Here is a 22,167-nt window from a genome sequence, read left to right as displayed (position 1 = left end):
CCCCCTCCAGGGGAGGGAGGGTAAGATCCGGCCTACCCATGCCTATGCCCATGCTTCCGCACCTTCCCCTGCTTGCCTTCCCCTGTCGGGATCATCACCACGCGGCCGTAGCGCACGCCGCGCTCGGCGATGATGTGGTCGGCGAAATGCTTGACCTCATCCGCCGACCCCCGCAGCGCCGTCATCTCCATGCAATTGTTGTCGTCGAGATGGACGTGCAGGGTTGCCAGCGCGAGGTCGTGATGGCCGTGGAATTCCTGCACCAGGCGTTTTGACAGATCGCGGGCGGCGTGGTCGTAGACATAGACGAGACCGGCCACGCATTGGCCGGTCTGCGCGGTGTCCTCGGTGCTCTGCTGCAGGCCGGCGCGGGCGAGATCGCGGATGATCTCGGAGCGGTTCTGGTAGCCGCGCGCTTCCGCCGCCGCGTCGATCTCGGCCAACAGATCGTCCTCGATCGTGATGGTAATTCGCTGCATCAGATATCCCCGCGTGCCTCGCCTGTTTCCCGTGAACCGTAGCCCGGATGGAGCGAAGCGCAATCCGGGACGGTGCCAATTTGCGGGCAGGACCCCCGGATTTCGCTTGCGCTCCATCCGGGCTACGCAGTGTCCTCACAGCCGCGTCGCCCGCAGCCGCAGCGCATTCCCAACCACGCTGACCGAGGACAGCGCCATCGCCGCCGCGGCGATGATCGGCGAGAGCAACAGACCGAACGCTGGATAGAGGATGCCGGCCGCGATCGGAATGCCGGCGGCGTTGTAGATGAAGGCGAAGAACAGGTTTTGCCGGATGTTGCTCATCGTCGCCTGCGACAGCTTTCGCGCCCGGACGATGCCGACGAGGTCGCCCTTGAGCAGGGTCACGCCGGCGCTCTCCATCGCCACATCGGTGCCGGTGCCCATGGCGATGCCGACTTCCGCGGCGGCCAGCGCCGGCGCGTCGTTGACGCCGTCACCGGCCATCGCGACGCTGCGGCCGGCCTTTTGCAGCTTGGTGACCACTGCGCTCTTCTGATCCGGCAGCACCTCGGCCTCGACCTCGGCGATGCCAAGCCGGCGCGCCACCGCTTCCGCCGTGGTGCGGTTGTCGCCCGTCAGCATGATCACCTTGATGCCTTCGGCCGCGAGCGCCTTCAGCGCCTCCGGCGTCGAGGCCTTGACCGGATCGGCGATCGCGAACAGGCCGGCGAGCCTGCCGTCGACGGCCATGTTGATCACGGTGGCCCCGTCCTGGCGTAGCCGTTCGGCTTCAGTGTCGAGCGCGGTAGTGTCCATGCCGATCGACGTCAGATACCTGGCATTGCCGAGCACGATGGTCTTGCCGTCGACCTTGCCGGTGGCGCCCTTGCCGGTCGGCGAGTCGAATTGCTCGACCTGGCCGAGGGCAAGCTGCTTCTCCTTGGCCGCGCGCAAGATCGCGTCAGCCAAAGGATGCTCGCTGGCGCGCTCGACGCTGGCCGCAAGCTTGAGGATGTCATCCTCCGCAAAATCTGACGCCGGCACGATCGCGACCACCTTGGGCTTGCCCTCGGTCAGCGTGCCCGTCTTGTCGACCACCAGCGTGTCGATCTTCTCCATTCGCTCCAGCGCTTCGGCGTTCTTGATCAGCACGCCGCCTTGCGCCCCGCGGCCGACGCCGACCATGATCGACATCGGGGTTGCGAGGCCCAGTGCGCAGGGGCAGGCGATGATCAGCACGCTGACGGCGGCGACGAGACCGAAGGCGAGCCGCGGTTCCGGACCGAACCAGGCCCAGGCGCCGAAGGCAACGAGGGCGACGACGATCACCATCGGCACGAACCAGCCCGCGACCTGATCGGCCAGCCGCTGGATCGGCGCGCGCGAGCGCTGCGCGTCCGCGACCATCTGCACGATCTGCGACAGCAGCGTCTCGCGGCCGACCTTGTCGGCGCGCATGATGAAGCTGCCCGACTGGTTCAGCGTGCCGGCGATCACCTTCGCGCCACTCTCCTTCGTCACCGGCATGGACTCGCCGGTGACGAGCGATTCGTCGAGCGAGGACCGGCCCTCGAGGATCACGCCGTCGACCGGCACCTTTTCGCCGGGACGGACGCGCAGACGTTCGCCGGCATGCAGCGCGTCGATTTCGACCTCGTGCTCGCCGCCGTCGTCATCGACGCGGCGCGCGGTCTTCGGCGCAAGCTGAAGCAGCGCCTTGATCGCGCCGGAGGTTGCGTCACGGGCGCGCAGCTCCAGCACCTGGCCGAGCAGCACCAGCACGGTGATGACGGCAGCCGCTTCGAAATAGACGGCGACCGCACCTTCATGGCCGCGGAACGTTGCGGGGAAGATCTGCGGCGCGACGGTGCCGATGATGCTGTAGACATAGGCAACGCCGGTGCCCATCGCGATCAGCGTGAACATGTTGAGGTTGCGCGTCAGCAGCGACTGCCAGCCGCGAACGAAGAACGGCCAGCCGGCCCACAGCACCACGGGGGTGGCGAAGGCGAGCTGGATCCAGTTCGACAGCGTCTGATCGATCCAGTTGTGGGCGCCCGCGAGATGGCCGCCCATCTCCAGCACCACGGCCGGCAGCGCCAGCGCGCCGCCGATCCAGAACCGCCGCGTCATGTCGGCGAGCTCGGGGTTGGGGCCGGTCTCCAGGCTTGCCACTTCCGGCTCCAGCGCCATGCCGCAGATCGGACAGCTGCCCGGTCCGACCTGGCGGATCTCTGGATGCATCGGGCAGGTGTAGATGGTGCCAGCCGGCATCTCCGGCTCGGGCGCCTTGTCCTTGGCGAGATATTTTGCGGGATCGGCGGCGAACTTGGTGCGGCAGCCGGCCGAGCAGAAATGGAAGGTCTCGCCGTGATGGTCGAAGCGGTGCTTCGAGGTCGTGGGATCGACAATCATGCCGCAGACGGGATCGCGCACCTTGCTGGCCGCATCGCCATGGTCATGCGCGTGATGATGGTCGTGGCCGGCGTGATCGCCGTGCCCGCCGCAGCAGGAGGACGCCGCCGGCTCGGCTGCTTCGGTCTTGGCCGCTTCCGACTTGGCCGGCTCCGTTTTGGCGGAACAACCGCATCCGGAATGTCCATCCGCGCCCTGATGATGCCTGTGTTCGTTCATTGCCCTTGCTCCGGCCTTGTACCCAGGGTCTTGCAACCCATACCCGGTAGGGGTATATAGACCTCATGCGCAAGGACATCAAGGCATCTGTCGGAAAACGCCTCGGCCGGATTGAGGGCCAGGTTCGCGGCCTCTCGAAAATGGTAGAGGAGGACCGCTACTGCATCGACATCGTGACGCAGATCTCGGCGGTGCGTGCCGCACTGCGCCGGGTCGAGGAAGAGGTCCTGAAGGACCACGTCGCCCATTGCGTCGAGCACGCGATCGCGAGCGGCGACAAGGCCGACCAACGCGAGAAGATCGCCGAGCTGATGGCGGTCATCGGACGGGCGGAGCGGTAGGTCCGTAGTCTCTCCTCGATCGCTCCTCGCAATGACGTTTGTTGAGGCGAGATCGCGCCACAACTCCGGTGTCGTCCCTGCGAACGCAGGGACCCATTACCACAGGGAGAGTTTTGACGAAGATTGGTCGTTCGGTACGTCTACCGCGCGGACTCGATAGATCACGCGGTATGGGTCCCTGCTTTCGCAGGGACGACAGCGGGGCTTACGCCGCGATCTCGCATATGTCTCCGCGGCGGCGCGCGCGGTACATCGCGAGTTCGTTCAGCTGCACAAAATGCTCGGAGAAATTGGTGCTCATCTCCGCAAGGCACGCACTCATTTGCGCAGCCGGAATTTCAGCCGGCGCTTTTTGGTCAACCGCCTCAGGAACGAGCGGCGGCGCACTGATCGCTTCTGGAAACACACTGAATGTGCCCGCTACCTCCTCGAGCGGCTTCTGCTTGTCGGCCCAGTGCAGGGCGGTGTAGTCGAACCCGTGCACGATGGTGGGTTTGACGACTTCGAAATAGGGCGAGATGTCGAAGTCGCGGGGCATGTAGAGCGAGGAATCGCGGATGTGCAGGATCTCGCGGCGGGCGGCGCGGCTGCCGGCCTTGGTGATCTTGGGCAGGATCGGATAGCGCACCGCATCAAACGCCTGCGCGATCAGCGCCGAGCAGATGATCTTGGTCGGATCGCCCGAGCCGATCGCGATCATGCGTCGCCGCCAGCGCTGCGGCACCGGCAACGGGAACAAGAAGCGCATGAGGTCGACGATGTTCTTGGTGTCATAGCCGAAACCGATGCGGTTGATCGCATAGCGGCAGACCGTGGTGCGGTCCTCGTAGGACAGCCCGACCGGGCGGCAGACTCGGGTGTGATACGGGAAATATTTCGACAGCGGCGCAGAGGTGACGCCTTCGCCGATATTGGCCTCGATCAGCACATGCGGCTCGCCGTCGGGCTCCGCGGCGCCCTCGACCGGGCCGACATAGAGCGCGGCATGCGACCAGGTCGACTGCGTCAGATATTTGATGATGCCGGAGATGCGGTTGTTGCCCTCGACCAGCAGCACGTCGCCGGGTTCGATCACGCCGCGCAGGTGCTCCGGGTCGCTCGGCGTGAACGGCTCGTAGCCCGGCACCTCCTTGGAGAGGTACGCGGCAATCAGCTTGCCGACTGAATCTAGGACCGTCCCCATTTCCAACTCCCCCCACGACCTTTTGCGGCCGTCTTTTTCCCTTCTCTATCATGGTCGGAACGTGTTGCAATTCGGTTCATCACTCCGTGACATCAAGCACGATTGATTCACCATGATGGTTGCCGTGCAACATCAGATGCGGCAAGGTTCGCTGACTGTTCCCGTTCGCCGCAAGTCCTCGGAAACCATGACATGACAATCACGCGCCGCGGTTTCCTTGTCGCGTCGGCGGGCCTTGCCGCGATGCCGGTCCTGCGCGCAACCGCCGCGCCCCTGCCGCGCGAGGCCGACATCGTCGTGATCGGTGCGGGAGCCGCGGGAATCGCTGCGGCGCGGCGCATCATGGCGACGGGCCGCAAGGTCGTCGTGATGGAAGCGGCATCGCAGATCGGCGGCCGCTGTATCACCGACAGCACCACCTTCGAGGTGCCGTTCGACCGCGGTGCGCGCTGGATGCACAATCCCGACACCAATCCGATGATCCGGCTGGCGCGCAGTGTCGGGCTGGACGTACTGCCGGCGCCATCGGGCCAGAAGATGCGCATCGGCCGCCGCAACGCACGCGCGGGCGAGACCGAGCAATTCCTGGCGGCGCTGGTGCGCGCCAACCGCGCCATCGACGATGCTTCGCGGGCTAAGCTGGATACCTCTTGCGCCTCCGTGCTGCCGAAGGATCTCGGCGACTGGGCGGGCGCGGCCGAGTTCATGCTGGGCGCGGGCTTTGCCGGCAAGGACCTGAAGGAGCTGTCGGCGATCGACAAGGGACGCGCGCAGGATCGCAACGCGGCGATCGCCTGCCGTCAGGGCCTTGGCACGCTGATCACCAAACTCGGCGAGCAGGCGCCGGTGGCGCTGTCGACGCCGGCGAGCCGCATCAGCTGGAGCAACCGCGACGTCAGCGTTGAGACGCCAGCCGGCAAGATCGCCGCGCGCGCCGTCATCGTCACGGTCTCGACCAACGTGCTGACATCGGGCGCGATCAAGTTCACGCCCGACATTCCCAAACGCACGTTAGACGCGGCGTCGAAGCTCGGCCTCGGCAGCTATGATCGCATCGTGCTGCAATTGCCCGGCAATCCGCTCGGCCTGTCGCGCGACGATAACCTCATCGAGCAAAGCAATTCGGCACGCACCGCGCTGATGTTCGCCAATATCGGCGGCTCTTCGCTGTGCTCGATTGACGTTGGCGGCGCGTTTGGCCGCGATCTCTCCGAGCAGGGTGAGAAGGCGATGGTCGCCTTCGCCAGGGAATGGATCACGAAATTGTTCGGTAGCGAGGCTGCGGCTGCCGTCGGGAAGACCAGCGCTACGCGCTGGAACGCCTCGCCCTACGTCCTGGGTGCGATGTCGGCGGCTTCCCCCGGCGGTCAGCTGTCGCGAAAAATCCTGAGCGAACCGATCGGCAATGTGTTCCTCGCCGGCGAAGCCACGCACGAGACGCTGTGGGGCACCGTCGACGGCGCCTGGGAAAGCGGCGAGCGCGCCGCGGACGCAGCCTTGCGCAAGATCGGTGCGCTCAAGGACGATTCGGCGGATGTGCCGACGCAGTCGACGAAGAAGCGGCGGGCGCCAAGGCAGTAGGGCAAGAACTAGAGGACGATGGCTCGAAACTCGACTAGCGGCCGGAAATAGGTGCGTTCCCTCCCCCCTTGTGGGGGAGGGCTAGGGAGGGGGGTAGCCCAGCAAAAGGTGCCGATTGCGATGATGCGCCGAGGGCGAGGAGCGCGACGGAAAGAATCCCCGTGTGGCACCCCCCTCCCTGCCCCTCCCCCACAAGGGGGGAGGGAACGGAGAGAGCGCTGCTCTCGGCCGAACTCAATTCGATCTCAACGTATCCCGCTCTAGCTCAGCGCAACACCCCGTCCAGCACCGGCAGTCCCGCGATCACCGCCATCGCGATCAGACCATAGCAAATCGCGCGAAACAGCCGCTCGCTGGCGCGGCCGAACAGCGAGGCGCCGAATGCGACGCCAATCCCATAGACCGGCCCAACGATCAGCGAGAGCGCGAGCGATTCGCGGCTGATCAGCCCCGTGGTTGCGTAGCTGACCATCGAGAAGAAATCCGACGCGCCGAAGAACAGCACGATGTTGGCGCGCGCGACGATCGGCGCGATCGGGCGGCCGAGCCAGTAGCCGACGATCGGCGGGCCGCCGGTTTGCGCGAGGCCGCTGCAGAAGCCCGAGAGGCCGCCGATGCCGACGGAGAGCCAGGCGTGGTCCCTGCCGCGATAGCGCCAACCCGACAGCAGCAGGAGCAACAGGGCCGCGACGAAGCAGGAGATGATCCAGCGCGTGGTGACGGGCTCGAGCACGCTGAGGAAATAAGTGCCGACGGGCACGCCGACCAGCGCGCCGAGCACGATCACCGCGGTCGCCTTGCGGTCGGCCTTGCGCCAGGCATCGGGCAGCAGCGGCGCCGCCGCGACGAAGTCGATCACCAGAAGCAAGGCGGCGACGAGCCGTGGCGCAGCAATGCTGCTTGCCAGCGGCATGAAGATCAGCGCCGAGCCGAAGCCGGAAAAGCCGCGTGCAGTGCCGGAAACGAAAGCGACGGCGCAGAGCGCCATCGCAATGGTGAGGCTGACGTCCTTCGGAAGGAAGTCCGCAATACTCATCCCCGCAGCGTGCCGCCGGTCTTCTTCGTGACCTCGGCCACGATCTTCGCGGCCACGGCCTCGATCTCCTGATCGGTCAACGTCTTCTCGCGCGGCTGGATCGTCACCGCGATCGCGATCGACTTCTTGTCGTCGTCGATGCCCTTGCCCTCGTAGACGTCGAACACGTTCACGCCGGTGATCAGCTTCTTGTCGACGCCTTGCGCGGCCCGCACGATGTCGCCACCCTTCACGGTGCGATCGACGATGAAGGCGAAGTCGCGCGTGACGGGCTGGAATGCCGACAGCTCGATCACGGGCTTGGCGCGGGTCGGCTTCTTCTTCGCCTCGGGGATGCGGTCGAGGATCACCTCGAACACCATCAGCGGGCCGTCGGCGCCGAGCGCTTCGAGCGCTCTGGGATGTACCTCGCCGAAATGCCCGAGCACGTTCTGCGGCCCGATCTGGATCGTGCCGGAGCGGCCCGGATGCAACCATTCCGGCCCGCCGGCGACGATCTGCAGCGCCTGCATCGGCGCACCGGCGGCTGCCAGCACGGCCAGCGCATCAGCCTTGGCGTCGAACACATCAGCCTGCGCCGAGCCCGACCAGTGCCGTCCCAGACCTTCAGAGGAGGCAAAGCCGCGGCGCACGCCGCTCGCGGCCATGAACTGATCCTGCGGGCGATCGCCCTTGAAGATTTGTCCAACCTCGAACAGCGCGACATCGCTCACGCCGCGATTGGCGTTGGCTTGTGCGGCCGCGATCAGGCCCGCGAGCAGCGTCGGGCGCATGTCGGAGAGATCAGACGCGATCGGGTTGGCGACTTCGAGCTCGCGCTGGCCGCCGCCGAACAATTTTGCCGCGGACTTCGTGATGAACGACCAGGTCACCGTTTCGATGATGCCGCGGCTTGCGAGCGCGCGCCGGGCGCGGCGGGTGCGCAGCTGGAGCGGTGTCAGCACCGATTTGCGCGCGTCCTCGCCGCGCTCGAACGGCGTCATCGGCACCTTGTCGACGCCGTAGATGCGGACGATCTCCTCGACGATGTCGGCCTTGCCGTGCACGTCCGTGCGCCACGACGGCACCGCGACCTTCACCACCGGGCCCGGGCCCGCCATCATGAAGCCGAGATGGGTCAGGATGCGCTTCATCTCGACCTGCGGCACCTCGATGCCGGAGAGGCGCTTGACCTCGGTCACGGGGAAATCGATCACGCGGTCGTCGCCGAAGGCCTTGCCGACCACGACGGTCTCGGACGGCGTGCCGCCGCACATCTCCATCACCAGCTTGGTCGCCAGCTCCAGCCCCGGCACCATGAAGGCCGGATCGACACCGCGCTCGAAGCGGTAGCGCGCGTCCGAATTGATGCCGAGCTTGCGGCCGGTCTGGGCGATGTTGATCTCGTTCCACAGCGCCGATTCGATCAGCACGTCGGTGGTATCATCATCGCAGCCGGAGGCTTCGCCGCCCATGATGCCGGCGAGCGATTCGACGCCGTGCTCGTCCGCGATCACGCAAATGGCGGGATCGAGATTATAGGTGCGGCCGTCGAGCGCGAGCAGCGTCTCACCGTCACGCGCGCGGCGCACGACGAGATTGCCCTTCACCTTGCTGGCGTCGAACACGTGCAGCGGGCGCGCGCGGTCGTAGGTCATGAAGTTGGTGATGTCGACCAGCGCGTTGATCGGGCGCAGGCCGATCGCTGTCAGCCGCTTCTGCAGCCATTCCGGCGAAGGGCTGTTCTTGACGCCACGCACGAGGCGGAGCGCGAAGCCTGGACACAGCGTGGAATCCTCGACCGTGACCTTCACGGGACAAGGGAATTCGCCCTTGATCGGCTTGATGGCGGGATCCCTGAACTTGCCCATGTCGGCGGCGGCAAGGTCGCGCGCGATGCCGTGCACGCCGGTGCAGTCCTGTCGGTTCGGCGTCAGATTGATCTCGACCATGGGATCGCCAAGCGCGGCCCATTCGGCATAGCCGGCGCCAACAGGTGCATCCGCCGGTAATTCCATGATGCCGTCATGGTCGTTGGAGATCTGTAGCTCGGCCGCCGAGCACAGCATGCCGCGGCTCTCGACGCCGCGGATGGTGCCGACGCCCAGCGTGATGTCCTTGCCGGGAATGTAGGTGCCGGGCGGCGAGAACACGCTGACGAGACCCGCACGCGCATTCGGCGCGCCGCACACGACCTGCACCGGCGCGCCGCCGTCGCCGGTATCGACCATGCAGACGCGCAGGCGATCCGCATTCGCATGCTGCTCGGCCGAGATCACCTTCGCGATGGTGAAGGGCTTGAGCGCCTTCGCCTTGTCCTCGATGTTCTCGACCTCGAGCCCGATCATCGTGAGCTTCTCGGCGAGCTTGTCGAGCGGCTCGTCGGTTTCGAGATGATCCTTCAGCCAGGAGAGGGTGAATTTCATGGCTGTTTTTTCTCCACGGAGACGGTCTGCTCCCTCTCCCGCTTGCGGGGGAGGGTTGGGGTGGGGGCTCTCTCCGCGACGGTGGTCGCGATGGTTTCGAGAACGCCGCCACGGTTTGTCATGACATCGAGATTGCTGAAGCGGAGCACCTTGAAGCCCATCGCTTCGATTGCGGTAGAGCGACGCGCGTCGGCGCGCTCGCCATCATTCGAGAAGTGTTGGCCGCCGTCGAGCTCGATGACCTCCCCCGCAAGCGGGAGAGGGAGTCCGACCGTCCTTGCGGCTGGAGCAATTGTGTCCCAGCAGGCCATCACGAGCTCAGACCCCCAGCCAGCGTCGGCACCTCCAGCGGCTTGAAGCCGTAATGGGACAGCCAGCGGACGTCGCTGTCGAACAGCTGGCGGAGGTCAGCGATGCCGTATTTCAGCATGGCGATGCGGTCGATGCCCATGCCCCAGGCGAAGCCCTGGTACTCATCGGGATCGATGCCGCAGGCGCGCAGCACGTTCGGGTGCACCATGCCGCAGCCGAGAATCTCGAGCCAGTCCTCGCCCTCGCCGAAGCGGATCTCGCCCTTGTCGCGGCGGCACTGGATGTCGACTTCCAGCGACGGCTCGGTGAACGGGAAGAACGACGGGCGGAAGCGCATGTTGATGTGGTCGACCTCGAAGAACGCCTTGCAGAACTCGTGCAGGATCCATTTGAGGTGGCCGAGATGCGAAGTCTTGTCGATGACGAGGCCTTCGACCTGGTGGAATTGCGGCGTGTGGGTCGCGTCCGAATCGATGCGGTAGGTGCGGCCCGGGCAGATCACGCGGATCGGCGGCTTCTGGCTCAGCATGGTGCGCACCTGCACCGGAGAGGTGTGGGTTCGAAGCAGCATGCGCGAGCCGTCCTCCTTCGGATGGAAGAAGAAGGTGTCGTGCATCTCGCGCGCCGGATGGCCTTCCGGAAAATTCAGCTTGGTGAAGTTGTAATCGTCGGTCTCGATGTCGGGGCCTTCGGCGACCGAGAATCCCATGTCGGCGAAGATCGTGGTCAGCTCGTCCCAGACCTGGCTCAGCGGATGAATGCGGCCGGCTTCCGTCGGCGCATCGCGCAGCGGCAGCGTGACATCGACGGTCTCGGACGCGAGCCGCGCATCGAGCGCCGTCGATTTCAGCACGTCGCGCCGGGCGGCGAGGGCCTGTGTGACCTCGTCCTTGGCCTGGTTGATCGCTGCGCCCTGCGTCTTGCGCTCGTCCGGCGACATCTTGCCGAGCGTTGCCAGCAAGGCTGAGATCGAGCCCTTCTTGCCGAGCGAGGCAACGCGGACGGCTTCGAGGGCCGCTTCGTCGCCGGCAGCACTGATCTGCGCGAGGATGGATTGAACGAGACTGGCGAGGTCGGACACGGTCGGATCCCTCAAACTTGCAAAAGGCTGCCGGGTTGTGGCCGCAGCCGGGGCGGAACGTCAAGCCGATTGGACGTCGTAAATGCGGGGCATTTGAACCGTAAAGGCATGGCTGGCACCAACCTGAACGCGAAGGAGGGGACGATGCGTTTGCGATCCTGCGTGGCCGGCCTGGCCCTGGTTCTCTTGGAAGGCTTTCTGGGAGGCGCGGCTCTCGCCGCCGAAGAATGCCAGGCCAAATCCACGTCGATGGATGACATCATCGTGGCCCTGAACGGGGCGCCGGGCTGCGAGCGTGCCATGAAGCAGTTCGAGGCCTGCGCATACGGCGCCAGCGGCGACGTACAGTTCGGTGAGGTGGTCGAGAAGAAGTGCGAGGCCGATTTCATCGGCCAGCTGCAGCCGCCACAGATGCTCAGCTACCAGCGCGAGTTGCGGGTCTGCGACCAGAAGTACCGAAGCAAGTCCGGCACCATGTATATCTCGGCCACGGCCTTCTGCCGGGCGGAGGTCGCCCAGCGCTACTCGCAACGTGCGCTGAAGTCCGGCAAAGCCGGACGCTAGCGCCGCAGGGCTCAGGCCGCGAGCGCAGCCTTGGCCTTCTCGGCGATCGCCTGGAACGCCGCGGGCTCGCTGATCGCGAGATCCGACAGCACCTTGCGGTCCACGGTGATCCCGGACTTGGCCATGCCGTCGATAAATCGGCTGTAGGTCAGGCCGAACGGACGGACGGCAGCGTTGATGCGCTGGATCCAGAGCGCGCGGAAGGTCCGCTTCTTGCGCTTGCGATCACGGAACGCGTACTGCTGGGCCTTCTCCACGGCCGGCTTGGCGGCGCGGATGGTGTTCTTGCGGCGGCCGTAGAAACCCTTGGCGGCCTTGTAGACTTTCTTGTGCTTGGCGTGGGCGGTCACACCGCGTTTGACGCGAGACATGACAAAATCCTTCAGAGATGACTTTGGTTATCGGATTGCCGCGCAAGACGCGGCACGGTTGGCAATGATCGTGGACGCGATCAGGCGTTCGGCAAGAAGTACTTCTTGACGTTGTCGCCGTCGGTCTTGAACAGCACGCTGGTGCCGCGCAGCTGACGGATCTGCTTCTTCGTCCGCTTGATCATGCCGTGACGCTTGCCGCGATGGGCGAACATCACTTTGCCGGTGGCAGTCACCTTGAAGCGCTTTTTAGCGCCCGATTTGGTCTTCAGCTTGGGCATTTGGCTCTCCTAATGGCCACAGAGATCCGCCCGCGAAGGCGGCTGGCCGTCAAAAATGCTCGTTAGAGCGTTGATTGTGCTCAGGTTTTACGAACAAGCGCGAAACCCGCACGAAACACCGCCACGGCAGCCCTTAATCAGCCGGGCGATGAAGGCCGGGCTTATGACAGAGAACGGGCGAATTGGCAACGATGAACCGGCGGAACCTACCTGCCGACTAATCGGTGCTGGTACACTTATGTCCAAGTCGTGTCGCCCGGAGCAGGACCAAAATGGCCCATTTGTCCCGATCGCTTTTCTCTTTGACTGATTTCGTCCGTCCGCGCCACCTGGCGGTGCTCACCGCGCTCGCCGCGGCTGTGCTTCCGTCGACCGCCGATGCCCGCATGGCCCGCTATGACGGCGTCTGGAACGTCACCTTCGCCACCACCCGCGGCAATTGCAGCTCCGGCTATAGCGTTCCCTTCACCGTGATCGGCAGCCGGGTCTCGTCCGCTGGCGGCGGCCGGGTCTCCGGCAAGATCAATCGCGGCGGCGCCGTCGCAGTCCAGGTCTCGGTCGGCGCGTCCCATGCCAGCGGCGGCGGCCGGCTCGCTGGCGTGAACGGAGCTGGCTCGTGGAGAGGTGTCATTTCCGGTGACCAGTGCAGCGGCACTTGGCAGGCGACACGGACGTAGGCGCCCTCGGCGAGAGCGGTGTGCTCCCTCTCCCGCTTGCAGGGGGGTGAAAACAAAACGGCCCGCCGGAGATCCGGACGGGCCGCTGAATTCTCAGTTCCAAACAACCAGCGTCAGCGCGGCGCCAGAACCATGACGACCTGACGGCCCTCAAATCGGGCGTCCTGCTCGACCTTGGCGAGCTCGGCGACGTCGGTCTTGATCTTGTCGAGCAGCTTGGTGCCGATCTCCTGGTGCGCCATTTCGCGACCGCGATAGCGCAGCGTGATCTTGACCTTGTCGCCCTCTTCGAAGAACCGCTGCATCGCGCGCATCTTCACGTCGTAATCATGGTCGTCGATCATCGGGCGGAGCTTGATCTCCTTGATCTCGACGATCTTCTGCCGCTTGCGGGCTTCGGCGGCTTTCTTCTGGGCCGAATACTTATACTTCCCGTAGTCCATGATCTTGCAGACGGGAGGGCTGACGTTCGGCGAGATCTCGACCAGATCCATGCCGGCTTCCTGGGCCATCCGGATGGCCGCAACGGTCTCGACGGTGCCTTTGTTGTCACCGGCCTGATCGATCAGCTGGATCTGCGCATTGCGGATATCATCATTGATGCGCGGCCCATCTTTGCTGGCGACGGGCGGGGCTTTATTGGGACGGCGAATGGGTGGTTCTCCAAAGTTGTGAAAGAGGCTGCTATTTTGCAGGAAGATGCGTTTGCCGGCAAGCAATTCGCTCGTGCGCGAAACGAAAAACCCTCAAATGCGAGGTATTTCGGCCACGCCTGGGCACGCTGACCGACATAGACACCTTGCTTCCGTTCCGCAAGCGTCCCAAAGGGACAATGCCGGTCTCCGGCGCTGCGGACTACGACCCGACAGCTCAAACCGCGCAGCCAGGGTAAACGTTCCATGAGCCATGCAATTCCCGATGCCGTGCTCGATACCATCGATGTGGGTGAGGGCCCGTCATCACGCAGGATCGCGGTGCGCAGCCGGCGCGGGCAGGGGCCCGGGCTGGTCTGGCTCGGCGGATTCAAATCGGACATGCAGGGCAGCAAAGCCCTGGCGCTGGACGCCTGGGCACGGGATCACGGCCGCGCCATGGTCCGGTTCGACTATTCCGGCCACGGCGAATCCGGCGGCGATTTCGCCGATGGAACCATCGGACGCTGGCTGGAGGAGTGCGTGGCGGTGTTCGAACGGTTCTGCGATGGCCCGCAGGTCCTGATCGGCTCCTCCATGGGCGGCTGGATGGCGCTGCTGCTCGCGCGCGAGATCAGGAAGCGTTCCGGCGCGGCCTCGCTCGCAGGGCTCGTGCTGATCGCGCCGGCACCGGACTTCACCGAAGAGCTGATGTGGAAGAATTTTTCGCCGGCGGTGAAGCAGGAGATCGAGACCAAGGGTCTCTGGCTGCGGCCATCCGAATATGGCGACGGCTCGCCCTATCCGATCACGCGGAACCTGATCGAGGAAGGCCGCAACCACCTCGTGCTCGGCAGCGCCATCGATCTCGGCTGCCCGGTCCGCATCCTGCAAGGTGCGAAGGATCCCGATGTGCCCTGGCAGCACGCTTTCGCGCTGACGCATCGCCTGCCGGCCGACGACGTCGTGCTGACCATGATCCAGGATGGCGATCACCGCCTCTCCCGCCCGCAAGACATCGCGCGCATTATTGCCGCGGTGGCTGAGATCGGGTGAACTGCCTTCTTCCTTCAGGAGGCAATCCAATGACCACCACCGCCATGCTGCGCGCCTTCTGCGATGCTGTCGAGCAGCGCAACGGCAAAGCGTTCGCCGAGCTGTTCACCGAGGACGGCGTCTATCACGACGTGTTCTACGGCGCCTTCGCAGGCCGCGAGTTCGACCCTGCCGGAAGCTGGCGGCGCGCGGGCAATGTTCGAGGGTGTCGCGATCATGACGCTGAACGGCGGCAAGATCGTGAGCTATCACGAGGTCGCCAATACCGCGCCGGCGTTCGTCGACCTGAAGTTTGCGCCGGAACGGATTGCCAAGATCGTCGCCAAGCAGGGCGCGGAGCTGAAGGCACGGCCGGAGATGCAGCGGCATCTGGCGTAGTCGTCATTCCGGGGCGCGCCCCTTGGCGCGAGCCCGAAATGACGAGCGGAGAGCGGCGCGCGCTCCTATCGCTTCGACGGATTGGCCATCGGCTTGCGCTGCGCCAGCGCGGCCACCGTCGCGGTGCCGATCGGGCCCTGTTCGTCATAGAGCCAGCATTCGCCGATCGCGACGCCGTCGGTGGCGTGATGGTTCACCACCTCGAGGCCGATCCAGTTCGTCACCGGCAAGCGGTGCAGATAAATCGTCACGTCGCTGTTGATGTAGCCGAGCCCGTTGTCGCCGGCATTGGCAAACGGGCTGGCGAAATCGGCGCCGGTGGCGACATGGACGAACGGCGTCATCGGCACGCCGGCGACGAGCTCGCGCACCTCGCTCATCCAGAGCTTTCGCGGGCCGAGCGAGCCCATATGGCCGACGATCGGCCGCGTCGTCCATTTGCCGTTCATGCCGAGCCGGGGATCGGTGGGTTTTGGAATGTCGGCCGGCTTCGGCACGTCCCAGTTCGGCGGCGACCAGACATTGCCATCAGGATTTTGCGTCTTGCGCAGCAGCTGGCACGAGGCCCGCGCCATGCTGACACCGCCGGAGACGAATTCCGCTTCGACCACGCGGATGCGCAAGCCGTCGCGCACGAGGCGCGTCGTCACCTCGATCGGCTTGTCGATGGTCGGCAGCCGAAACATGTCGACGGTGAGCCGCGCCGGCACCAATTTGGGGCCCGAATGTCGCTCCTCGATGGCGAAGCCGAGCAGCCCGACGACGACGCGCCCGTGCAGCGATTTCGGATCCCACGGACCGTTGGCGGCTTCCGTCGGATGGAATGTATCGCCATCACGGGTGAAGAAAGGCAGGTTTGTCATACGCGCGACTTTGCGGGAATGAGTGGGGAAAGCAAGTGTGGCGAAGCGCGCGCACCTTGACCACAACAAGGGTGTCATCGCCCGCGAAGGCGGGCGATCCAGTACTCCGAGACGGCGGTGATTCAGTCGCGAAGCCGCGGCGTACTGGATTCCCCGCTTCCGCGGGGAATGACACCGAGGGTTAGGCGACGGTCTGCCACTCCTCACGCACGCTGTCGTCGCGTTCGTGATCTAATGCAGCTGCCTTCATCGCCTCAAACTCTCCCCGCCCCACCAGCTGCCCCAACGCCCACACCGCAGCGCCACGCACCAGCGGGCTCGCATCCTCCAGCAACCGTCGCGCTTCCTCGGCCAGCGCCGCCTCGCCCGAGTTACCAATAGCAATCAGCACATTCCGCAAAAACCGATCGCGACCGATGCGCTTCACCGGCGACTTCGTGAACAGCGCGCGGAACGCAGCGTCGTCGAGGCGTGCCAGCTCGGCGAGACCAGGCGCGCGCAATTCGCTGCGGGCGGCGAGCTTGGCTTCGCGCCCCTCCTGCGCGAATTTGTTCCAGGGACACGCAGCGAGGCAATCGTCGCAGCCATAGATGCGGTTGCCGATGGCTTTGCGAAATTCGTGCGGGATCGGTCCCTTGTTCTCGATGGTGAGATAGGAAATGCAGCGTCGCGCATCGAGCTTGTAGGGCGCGGGGAACGCCGCCGTCGAGCAGATGTCGAGACAGGCCTGGCACGAGCCGCAATGATCGATCTCGGCATCGTCGCGCGGCAGCTCCAGCGTGGTGTAGATCGCGCCGAGGAACAGCCACGAGCCGAACTCGCGCGAGACGAGGTTGGTGTGCTTGCCCTGCCAGCCGAGACCCGCGGTCTGCGCCAGCGGCTTCTCCATCACCGCGGCGGTGTCGACGAACACTTTCACATCCGACGGCGCGGTCGCGACCAGCCAGCGCGCCAGCGCCTTCAGGCGTTTCTTGATGAGATCGTGATAGTCGTCGCCCTGCGCATAGACCGAGATCGCCGCGCGCGTGCGCTGCTCGAGAATCGCGAGCGGGTCCTGGTCCGGGCCGTAATTGACGCCGAGCATGATCACGCTGCGCACGTCGCCCCACAGCCCGCGTGGATCGACCCGGCGCTCCGGTTGCGCGGCGAGCCAGTCCATGTCGCCATGGCCGCCGGAGGCGATGAATTCAAGGAAGTATTTTCCGGCACTCTCGATCGTGCCAGGTGCGGTGACGCCGATGCAGTCGAAGCCGAGCGCCCGCGCCTCGCGCGTGAGCGCCGCCTTGAGTTCAGTCGGATCGGAGTTCAGAAATCCAGGTCCACGTAGGTCCGCGATGCCGGCACGCCGGCCAGCCATTCGCTCAGCAGCGGACGGAACGACGGGCGGGACTTCACCCGCGCGTACCACGCCTTTGCTGCGTCGTCCTCGCTCCATGGCACGTCGCCCAGATAGTCGATCGCCGAGAGATGCGCCGCGGCGGCGAGATCCGCGTAAGTGAGCCGGTCGCCGGCGAGGAAATTACGGGTCTGCGCCAGCCAGCCGATATAGGCCAGATGATAGCGCACATTGGCCTTGGCGGCGCGCATCACGTCGGCCGAAGGGGGCCCGCCGCCGTTCTCCTCGCTCATGAAGCGCTTGTAGATGCGCTCGGTGACGAGAGGATGCGAGACCTCCTCGAAGAATTTTTCGTTGAACCAGGCCATCAGCCGGCGAACCTCGACGCGCTCGCCGACGGCTTCCGGCATCAGGCGCTTGGGTCCCATCTCGGCGCCATAGGCCTCGTCGACATATTCGGCGATGATCGCAGCGCCCGGGATCGGCGGCTGCTCGTCGTCCACCATCACAGGCGTCGTGCCTGCCGCATTGAGCAACAGAAATGCCTCGCGCCGCTCCCAGCTGCGCTCTTCGACCAGCTTGAGGTCGAGCCCGTATTCGCCCGCGATCAGGCGGATGAAACGCGAATGCGGACAGAACGGATGATGAAACAGCGTAAACATGAAGCCTTTGACTATTTGATGGTGCTTAAGATTCCATCAATGTTTGTGCGGCGCCACACTAGTCCTTCAAAACCGCGAGGCAAGGGCGTGATTTCGCATTTTGCGATTGCGGCATGGGGGCGAATAGGCGAGAAGAGCCCCGCTTTTCCAGCCGAAATGGACCGTAAATATGTCAGGCGCAATACGGGCAGTGATCCTCGGCATCATCGAGGGTGTGACCGAGTTCCTTCCCGTATCCTCGACCGGCCATTTGCTGCTCGCGGAACGCTTCTTCCATCTCGGCGAAGGCGCTTTCTGGGATTCGTTTACGGTTTTGATCCAGCTGGGTGCGATCCTCGCGATCGTCGGGCTGTACTTCAAGAAGCTCTGGGATGTCGTGATCGGCTTCTTCACGGGTGACACCTATTCGCGCCGCTTCGTGCTCGGCGTGCTGGTCGCGTTCCTGCCCGCGGTCGTCGTCGGCCTCGTCGCCGGCAAATACATCAAGAGCGTGCTGTTCAATCCCTGGGTCGTTTGCTTCACGCTGATCGTCGGCGGCGCCATCCTGCTCTGGGTCGACAAGCTCGATCTCAAGCCGCGCGAGCATGACGCCACCAGGTTTCCGCTGCTGATGTATCTCTATATCGGCATCGCGCAGTGCGTGGCGATGATCCCGGGCGTGTCGCGTTCCGGCGCCAGCATCGTCGCCGCGATGTTCCTCGGCGCCGACAAGCGCGCGGCGGCGGAGTTCTCGTTCTTCCTCGCCATACCCACCATGATCGGTGCGTTCGCCTACGACTTCTACAAGAACCGCTCCGAGATGACGATGGACCACATGGGCATCGTCGCGATCGGCTTCGTGGTGTCGTTCATCACCGCGATCATCGTGGTCAAGACGTTCCTGGAATACGTCACCCGGCACGGCTTCGTGGTGTTCGCCTGGTGGCGCGTCATCGTCGGGACGCTCGGCCTGATCGCGCTGGCGCTGGGGCGGTAGACTTATGGTCCGTAGCGGTTGGACCGGCGTTTTCAACGCAAATTAAGCTTTTGATCGGTAGTCAGTTCCAACGCCGGGCGGCGCGCGCCCTGCACAGGAGCTGAGCCATGACCCTGGTCAGCGGCTGGGGCCGTTTCCCGGTCGTCGATAGCGACGTGCTGCGCCCCCGCTCGTTCGCGGCGGTTGGCGAGGCTGTCTCCGCCGGCACCGTCGCGCGCGGCAACGGCCGTGCCTATGGCGATGCCGCGATCGGCGCCACGAGAACCGTCACGATGACCGGCTTCGACCGGGTCAGGTCGTTCGATCCGGCAACGGGGCGCATCCGCCTGGAAGCCGGCGTTCTCCTGTCGGACCTGATCGACACCTTTGGCTCGCGTGGCTTTCTGCCTTTCGTCGTGCCCGGTACCCGCTTCGTCTCGGTCGGCGGCGCCATCGCGGCCGACGTCCACGGCAAGAACCATCATTGCGAGGGCGGCTTCGGCCGGTATGTCGACAGCCTCCTGCTGCGCACCGGCCAGGGCGAGGTCATCGAGGTCTCGCGCGAACAGAACTCCGATGCCTTCTTCGCAACCGTCGGCGGCATGGGCCTGACCGGCATCATCCTCGAAGCGACGATGCGGCTGCGCCGGGTCGAGACCGGATGGATCCGCGAGCGGGTGATCTCCGCGTCCGATCTCGACGCCGCGATGCGCGCGCTCGAGGCGGGCGATGCCGCGACCTATTCGGTGGCCTGGATCGACTGCGTGGCGCGCGGGCGCGATCTCGGCCGTTCGCTGATCTATCTCGGCGAGCACGCGGGCAGGGGCGAGCTGGCGGGAGGCGCCGATGCATTTCCGGTCGGCAAGGAGTCTCGCCTCAGCGTGCCTGTCGACCTGCCGTCGATGGCACTGAACCGCACCAGCGTCCGCGCCTTCAACGAGCTCTACTATCGCATGGGCGCGCGGCGCGCCGGGGGCAGCCATGTGGTCTCGCTCTATCCGTATTTCTTTCCGCTCGACAGCGTCGGTGCGTGGAATCGCATCTATGGCAAGCGCGGCTTCCTGCAGCATCAATGCGTGATCCCGCAAGCCGGCGCGCGCGCCGTGCTCGGCGAGATCCTCGATTGCGTCGCACGGCGCGGCGATGCTTCTTTCCTCGCCGTGCTCAAGAAGCTCGGCCAGGGCGACGGCATCCTGTCGTTCCCGCTGCCCGGCTACACGCTCGCGCTGGATTTCCCGGTGAAGGGCGACATCCTGAATTTCCTCGACGAGATCGATCGCCTGGTCGTCGCCGCCGGCGGCCGGCTGTATCTGGCGAAAGACGCGCGCCAGTCGCGCGCGACCTTCACGGCGGGCTATCCTGCCTTGCAGCGTTTTAACGCGATCCGCAAATCGCTCGATCCCGCCGGCAACATCCGTTCGAAACTTTCACAGCGTCTGTTTGATGAGGTCTAGGCCGTGACGTCACGCAAATCTGTATTGGTGCTGGGCGGCTCCTCCGACATCGGCCGCGCCGCGGCGCGCGCCTTCGCCAAAGCCGGCTACGATGTCGGCCTCGCAGGCCGCGACGTCGCCACGCTGGAGCCTGATGCGGCCGATCTGCGCGCGCGCTACGCGATCGACGTCGGTCTCTACAAGTTCGATGTGCTCGACACCGCCGCATTCGCTGGCTTTGTGAGCGGCCTGCCGGCGTTGCCCGATGTCGTCGTCTCGATCGTCGGTCTCCTCGGCGTGCAGGAGAATGCCGAGAGCGACCTTGCCCACGCCACCGCGATCATGCGTTCGAACTACGAAGGCCCCTCGCTGATCCTCGGCCTGTTCGCCGAAAAATTCTTGGGCCGCGGCAGTGGCGCGCTTGTCGGCGTGTCCTCCGTCGCCGGCGACCGCGGCCGTGCCTCGAACTATGTCTATGGCTCGGCCAAGGCAGGATTCTCCGCCTTCCTGTCGGGCTTGCGCGCCCGCGCCAGTCGTGGCGGCGTGCATGTCGTCACCGTCAAGCCCGGCTTCGTCCGCACCAAGATGACTGATGGCATGAAGCTGATCGGCCCGCTCACCGTCGAAGCGCCGGTGGTTGGCGATGCCATTCTCCGGGCAGTCGAGAACAAGACCGACGTCGTCTATGTCAGCGGCAAATGGCGCCTCGTGATGCTGATCATCAAGACGCTGCCGGAAGCGGTATTCAAGAAGCTGAAGTTTTGAAGTGTCGCCGCGCTGACGGTGCGCTCCCTCTCCCGCTTGCGGGGGAGGGCTGGGGAGGGGGTCTATCCGCGGCCGAGAACCCCCAAGAGGAGAAAGCCCTCACCCGATCGCTTCGCGATCGACCTCTCCCGCAAGCGGGAGAGGTGAACCACCCTCACACGCTCATACGCTGGAACTGACCGGCGGCGCGGAAGCGCCAGAGATATTGCGGGGCGATCGCCTCCAGCGAATCGCCTGTTATGCCGAGCCCTTCCAGCGTCAGGCTGGCGGCCTTCGCCGCATCCGACACGACATTGTCACGCTCGAGCATCGTGACCTGGTCCGGCGTCAGCTTGAAGGCGCCCGGCGCGAATTGCAGGAAGTTCGCCTGGAAACGGGCAAGGCCGAACGACAGCGGGATCAGCGCCGGCTTGCGCGCGGTGATCTCGAGGATGGCCTCGATGATCTCGCGCATGGTCAGCACTTCCGGCCCGCCGAGCTCGTAGGTCGCGCCCGCCTTGGCCTTGCCGTCGACGGCGTCCGCGATCGCGGTGGCGACGTCGCCGACATAGACCGGCTGCATCCTGGTCTCGCCGCCGATCAGCGGCAGCACCGGCGACATCCGGGCCAGCGCGGCAAAGCGGTTGGTGAACTGATCCTCCGGGCCGAACATCACGGAGGGGCGGAAGATCGTGGCCGACGGCACCGCAGCCGATACCGCGGCTTCGCCGGCCGCCTTGGCCTTGGCATATCGCGAGGGCGATTCGGCATCGGCCCCGATCGCCGAGACATGCACCAGGCTGGCGCCGGCCGCGGCCGCCGCCTTGGCGACGGTTTCGGCGCCCTTGGCCTGGACCGCGTCAAAGGTCTGCGCGCCGCTCTCGGTCAAGACGCCCACGAGGTTGATGACGACGTGCGAATCACGCAGCGCCGCCTCGACCGAGGCCGGATAGCGCAAATTGGCCTGCACGGTGTGGACCTGCCCGACCTTGCCGGAGGGCTGGAGAAAGCCGGCCAGTTCCGGCCGCCGCACGGCGACCCGGACGCGGTAATCGCGCTTGCACAGCGCGCGGACGACATTCCGGCCCAAAAACCCCGATCCGCCGAAAACCGTGACGAGCGTGTCCAGATTCGATGCCATGGGGTCGGTTCCTGCAGGTGGGTAACGTGTTGTCAGGCTT

The 22,167-nt window shown here is 65.3% G+C and carries 22 protein-coding genes and 1 pseudogene; 9 read left to right on the top strand and 14 right to left on the bottom strand.

The window, feature by feature from the left end; genetic code table 11:
* Window positions 1-32: 32 nt before the first annotated feature.
* Entirely contained in the window at window positions 33-479 is a 447-nt protein-coding gene (gene nikR / locus GA0061098_RS24660) for a nickel-responsive transcriptional regulator NikR (RefSeq protein ID WP_091962442.1), read from the bottom strand.
* A gap of 135 nt (window positions 480-614) precedes the next feature.
* Window positions 615-3,095: a heavy metal translocating P-type ATPase gene (locus tag GA0061098_RS24655; RefSeq protein WP_091962438.1), complete on the bottom strand. Its 2,481-nt coding sequence runs from the start codon at window positions 3,093-3,095 to the stop codon at window positions 615-617.
* Window positions 3,096-3,160: 65 nt separating this feature from the next.
* Between GA0061098_RS24655 and GA0061098_RS24650 the strand changes: the two genes are divergently transcribed.
* Window positions 3,161-3,436, top strand: a complete 276-nt coding sequence (locus GA0061098_RS24650; protein WP_007598521.1) for a metal-sensitive transcriptional regulator — start codon at window positions 3,161-3,163, stop codon at window positions 3,434-3,436.
* Between the two features lie 205 nt (window positions 3,437-3,641).
* Here the strand turns inward: GA0061098_RS24650 and GA0061098_RS24645 are convergent, their stop codons facing one another.
* Window positions 3,642-4,619: a YiiX/YebB-like N1pC/P60 family cysteine hydrolase gene (locus GA0061098_RS24645; RefSeq protein ID WP_091962433.1), complete on the bottom strand. Its 978-nt coding sequence runs from the start codon at window positions 4,617-4,619 to the stop codon at window positions 3,642-3,644.
* A gap of 192 nt (window positions 4,620-4,811) precedes the next feature.
* Here GA0061098_RS24645 and GA0061098_RS24640 point away from each other — a divergent pair, with 192 nt between their 5' ends.
* Window positions 4,812-6,200, top strand: a complete 1,389-nt coding sequence (locus GA0061098_RS24640; protein WP_091962429.1) for a flavin monoamine oxidase family protein — start codon at window positions 4,812-4,814, stop codon at window positions 6,198-6,200.
* Window positions 6,201-6,465: 265 nt separating this feature from the next.
* Here GA0061098_RS24640 and GA0061098_RS24635 read toward each other — a convergent pair whose 3' ends face one another.
* Genes GA0061098_RS24635 through pheS form a run of 4 tightly spaced genes read right to left on the bottom strand, consistent with a single transcriptional unit; the run spans window position 6,466 to window position 11,034 of the window.
* A complete protein-coding gene (locus tag GA0061098_RS24635) occupies window positions 6,466-7,236 on the bottom strand; it encodes a sulfite exporter TauE/SafE family protein (RefSeq protein WP_091962424.1) in 771 nt (256 codons plus the stop codon).
* On the bottom strand, window positions 7,233-9,641 hold the full coding sequence (pheT, locus tag GA0061098_RS24630; RefSeq protein ID WP_091962421.1) for a phenylalanine--tRNA ligase subunit beta: 2,409 nt from the start codon (window positions 9,639-9,641) through the stop codon (window positions 7,233-7,235). The genes GA0061098_RS24635 and pheT overlap by 4 nt, the downstream gene beginning before the upstream one ends.
* On the bottom strand, window positions 9,638-9,952 hold the full coding sequence (locus GA0061098_RS24625; protein ID WP_245323530.1) for an endonuclease domain-containing protein: 315 nt from the start codon (window positions 9,950-9,952) through the stop codon (window positions 9,638-9,640). The genes pheT and GA0061098_RS24625 overlap by 4 nt, the downstream gene beginning before the upstream one ends.
* Window positions 9,952-11,034 carry a phenylalanine--tRNA ligase subunit alpha gene (gene pheS / locus GA0061098_RS24620; protein WP_091962417.1) on the bottom strand — a complete coding sequence of 361 codons (1,083 nt, stop codon included), beginning with the start codon at window positions 11,032-11,034 and terminating at the stop codon, window positions 9,952-9,954. Before pheS ends, GA0061098_RS24625 begins: the two co-directional genes overlap by 1 nt.
* 144 nt (window positions 11,035-11,178) lie before the next feature.
* Here pheS and GA0061098_RS24615 point away from each other — a divergent pair, with 144 nt between their 5' ends.
* Complete coding sequence (locus GA0061098_RS24615) at window positions 11,179-11,598, top strand: hypothetical protein (protein ID WP_091962572.1); 420 nt, start codon at window positions 11,179-11,181, stop codon at window positions 11,596-11,598.
* An 11-nt stretch (window positions 11,599-11,609) separates the two neighbouring features.
* Here GA0061098_RS24615 and rplT read toward each other — a convergent pair whose 3' ends face one another.
* Both rplT and rpmI read right to left on the bottom strand, forming a co-directional pair.
* Window positions 11,610-11,969: a 50S ribosomal protein L20 gene (gene rplT / locus GA0061098_RS24610; RefSeq protein WP_027561620.1), complete on the bottom strand. Its 360-nt coding sequence runs from the start codon at window positions 11,967-11,969 to the stop codon at window positions 11,610-11,612.
* A gap of 80 nt (window positions 11,970-12,049) precedes the next feature.
* On the bottom strand, window positions 12,050-12,250 hold the full coding sequence (gene rpmI, locus GA0061098_RS24605) for a 50S ribosomal protein L35 (RefSeq protein WP_027535561.1): 201 nt from the start codon (window positions 12,248-12,250) through the stop codon (window positions 12,050-12,052).
* A 272-nt stretch (window positions 12,251-12,522) separates the two neighbouring features.
* Between rpmI and GA0061098_RS24600 the strand changes: the two genes are divergently transcribed.
* Complete coding sequence (locus GA0061098_RS24600; protein WP_091962413.1) at window positions 12,523-12,927, top strand: hypothetical protein; 405 nt, start codon at window positions 12,523-12,525, stop codon at window positions 12,925-12,927.
* A 113-nt stretch (window positions 12,928-13,040) separates the two neighbouring features.
* On the opposite strand, the gene infC is transcribed toward GA0061098_RS24600, so the two are convergent.
* Window positions 13,041-13,580 carry a translation initiation factor IF-3 gene (gene infC, locus GA0061098_RS24595; RefSeq protein ID WP_091962567.1) on the bottom strand — a complete coding sequence of 180 codons (540 nt, stop codon included), beginning with the start codon at window positions 13,578-13,580 and terminating at the stop codon, window positions 13,041-13,043.
* A gap of 246 nt (window positions 13,581-13,826) precedes the next feature.
* On the opposite strand from infC, the gene GA0061098_RS24590 reads away from it, so the two are divergent.
* Both GA0061098_RS24590 and GA0061098_RS24585 read left to right on the top strand, forming a co-directional pair.
* Window positions 13,827-14,615, top strand: coding sequence for an alpha/beta hydrolase (locus GA0061098_RS24590; RefSeq protein ID WP_091962410.1), 789 nt, complete (start codon window positions 13,827-13,829; stop codon window positions 14,613-14,615).
* 29 nt (window positions 14,616-14,644) lie between these two features.
* Window positions 14,645-14,993: pseudogene (locus tag GA0061098_RS24585) on the top strand (nuclear transport factor 2 family protein).
* A gap of 65 nt (window positions 14,994-15,058) precedes the next feature.
* Here GA0061098_RS24585 and GA0061098_RS24580 read toward each other — a convergent pair.
* The 3 genes from GA0061098_RS24580 to GA0061098_RS24570 all read right to left on the bottom strand — a co-directional run bounded on the left by GA0061098_RS24580 (window position 15,059) and on the right by GA0061098_RS24570 (window position 17,854).
* A complete protein-coding gene (locus GA0061098_RS24580; RefSeq protein WP_091962408.1) occupies window positions 15,059-15,856 on the bottom strand; it encodes an acyl-CoA thioesterase domain-containing protein in 798 nt (265 codons plus the stop codon).
* Between the two features lie 181 nt (window positions 15,857-16,037).
* Window positions 16,038-17,213, bottom strand: coding sequence for a tRNA epoxyqueuosine(34) reductase QueG (gene queG, locus GA0061098_RS24575; protein WP_091962405.1), 1,176 nt, complete (start codon window positions 17,211-17,213; stop codon window positions 16,038-16,040).
* Window positions 17,162-17,854 carry a glutathione S-transferase family protein gene (locus tag GA0061098_RS24570; protein WP_091962402.1) on the bottom strand — a complete coding sequence of 231 codons (693 nt, stop codon included), beginning with the start codon at window positions 17,852-17,854 and terminating at the stop codon, window positions 17,162-17,164. Before GA0061098_RS24570 ends, queG begins: the two co-directional genes overlap by 52 nt.
* Window positions 17,855-18,023: 169 nt before the next feature.
* Between GA0061098_RS24570 and GA0061098_RS24565 the strand changes: the two genes are divergently transcribed.
* From GA0061098_RS24565 to GA0061098_RS24555, 3 genes are all read left to right on the top strand, one after another.
* Window positions 18,024-18,830 carry an undecaprenyl-diphosphate phosphatase gene (locus tag GA0061098_RS24565; RefSeq protein ID WP_091962399.1) on the top strand — a complete coding sequence of 269 codons (807 nt, stop codon included), beginning with the start codon at window positions 18,024-18,026 and terminating at the stop codon, window positions 18,828-18,830.
* A 107-nt stretch (window positions 18,831-18,937) separates the two neighbouring features.
* On the top strand, window positions 18,938-20,263 hold the full coding sequence (locus GA0061098_RS24560; protein ID WP_091962395.1) for an FAD-binding oxidoreductase: 1,326 nt from the start codon (window positions 18,938-18,940) through the stop codon (window positions 20,261-20,263).
* 3 nt (window positions 20,264-20,266) lie between these two features.
* The gene (locus tag GA0061098_RS24555; RefSeq protein ID WP_091962392.1) at window positions 20,267-21,007 is read left to right on the top strand and encodes an SDR family oxidoreductase; all 741 of its coding nucleotides are present in this window, start codon (window positions 20,267-20,269) and stop codon (window positions 21,005-21,007) included.
* Window positions 21,008-21,161: 154 nt separating this feature from the next.
* Here the strand turns inward: GA0061098_RS24555 and GA0061098_RS24545 are convergent, their stop codons facing one another.
* Window positions 21,162-22,127: a complex I NDUFA9 subunit family protein gene (locus GA0061098_RS24545; RefSeq protein WP_091962389.1), complete on the bottom strand. Its 966-nt coding sequence runs from the start codon at window positions 22,125-22,127 to the stop codon at window positions 21,162-21,164.
* Window positions 22,128-22,167 lie beyond the last annotated feature (40 nt).

It is taken from the genome of Bradyrhizobium shewense (genome assembly GCF_900094605.1).
Classification (GTDB): Bacteria; Pseudomonadota; Alphaproteobacteria; order Rhizobiales; family Xanthobacteraceae; genus Bradyrhizobium; species Bradyrhizobium shewense.
This window is presented reverse-complemented; position numbering and strand designations above follow the sequence as displayed.

Bases quoted from the DNA above. Each gene is read 5' to 3' on its own strand.
- nikR (WP_091962442.1), bottom strand. From the start codon at position 479: ATGCAGCGAATTACCATCACGATCGAGGACGATCTGTTGGCCGAGATC.
- GA0061098_RS24655 (WP_091962438.1), bottom strand. From the start codon at position 3,095: ATGAACGAACACAGGCATCATCAGGGCGCGGATGGACATTCCGGATGC.
- GA0061098_RS24650 (WP_007598521.1), top strand. From the start codon at position 3,161: ATGCGCAAGGACATCAAGGCATCTGTCGGAAAACGCCTCGGCCGGATT.
- GA0061098_RS24645 (WP_091962433.1), bottom strand. From the start codon at position 4,619: ATGGGGACGGTCCTAGATTCAGTCGGCAAGCTGATTGCCGCGTACCTC.
- GA0061098_RS24640 (WP_091962429.1), top strand. From the start codon at position 4,812: ATGACAATCACGCGCCGCGGTTTCCTTGTCGCGTCGGCGGGCCTTGCC.
- GA0061098_RS24635 (WP_091962424.1), bottom strand. From the start codon at position 7,236: ATGAGTATTGCGGACTTCCTTCCGAAGGACGTCAGCCTCACCATTGCG.
- pheT (WP_091962421.1), bottom strand. From the start codon at position 9,641: ATGAAATTCACCCTCTCCTGGCTGAAGGATCATCTCGAAACCGACGAG.
- GA0061098_RS24625 (WP_245323530.1), bottom strand. From the start codon at position 9,952: ATGGCCTGCTGGGACACAATTGCTCCAGCCGCAAGGACGGTCGGACTC.
- GA0061098_RS24615 (WP_091962572.1), top strand. From the start codon at position 11,179: ATGCGTTTGCGATCCTGCGTGGCCGGCCTGGCCCTGGTTCTCTTGGAA.
- rplT (WP_027561620.1), bottom strand. From the start codon at position 11,969: ATGTCTCGCGTCAAACGCGGTGTGACCGCCCACGCCAAGCACAAGAAA.
- rpmI (WP_027535561.1), bottom strand. From the start codon at position 12,250: ATGCCCAAGCTGAAGACCAAATCGGGCGCTAAAAAGCGCTTCAAGGTG.
- GA0061098_RS24600 (WP_091962413.1), top strand. From the start codon at position 12,523: ATGGCCCATTTGTCCCGATCGCTTTTCTCTTTGACTGATTTCGTCCGT.
- GA0061098_RS24590 (WP_091962410.1), top strand. From the start codon at position 13,827: ATGAGCCATGCAATTCCCGATGCCGTGCTCGATACCATCGATGTGGGT.
- GA0061098_RS24580 (WP_091962408.1), bottom strand. From the start codon at position 15,856: ATGACAAACCTGCCTTTCTTCACCCGTGATGGCGATACATTCCATCCG.
- queG (WP_091962405.1), bottom strand. From the start codon at position 17,213: ATGGCTGGCCGGCGTGCCGGCATCGCGGACCTACGTGGACCTGGATTT.
- GA0061098_RS24570 (WP_091962402.1), bottom strand. From the start codon at position 17,854: ATGTTTACGCTGTTTCATCATCCGTTCTGTCCGCATTCGCGTTTCATC.
- GA0061098_RS24565 (WP_091962399.1), top strand. From the start codon at position 18,024: ATGTCAGGCGCAATACGGGCAGTGATCCTCGGCATCATCGAGGGTGTG.
- GA0061098_RS24560 (WP_091962395.1), top strand. From the start codon at position 18,938: ATGACCCTGGTCAGCGGCTGGGGCCGTTTCCCGGTCGTCGATAGCGAC.
- GA0061098_RS24545 (WP_091962389.1), bottom strand. From the start codon at position 22,127: ATGGCATCGAATCTGGACACGCTCGTCACGGTTTTCGGCGGATCGGGG.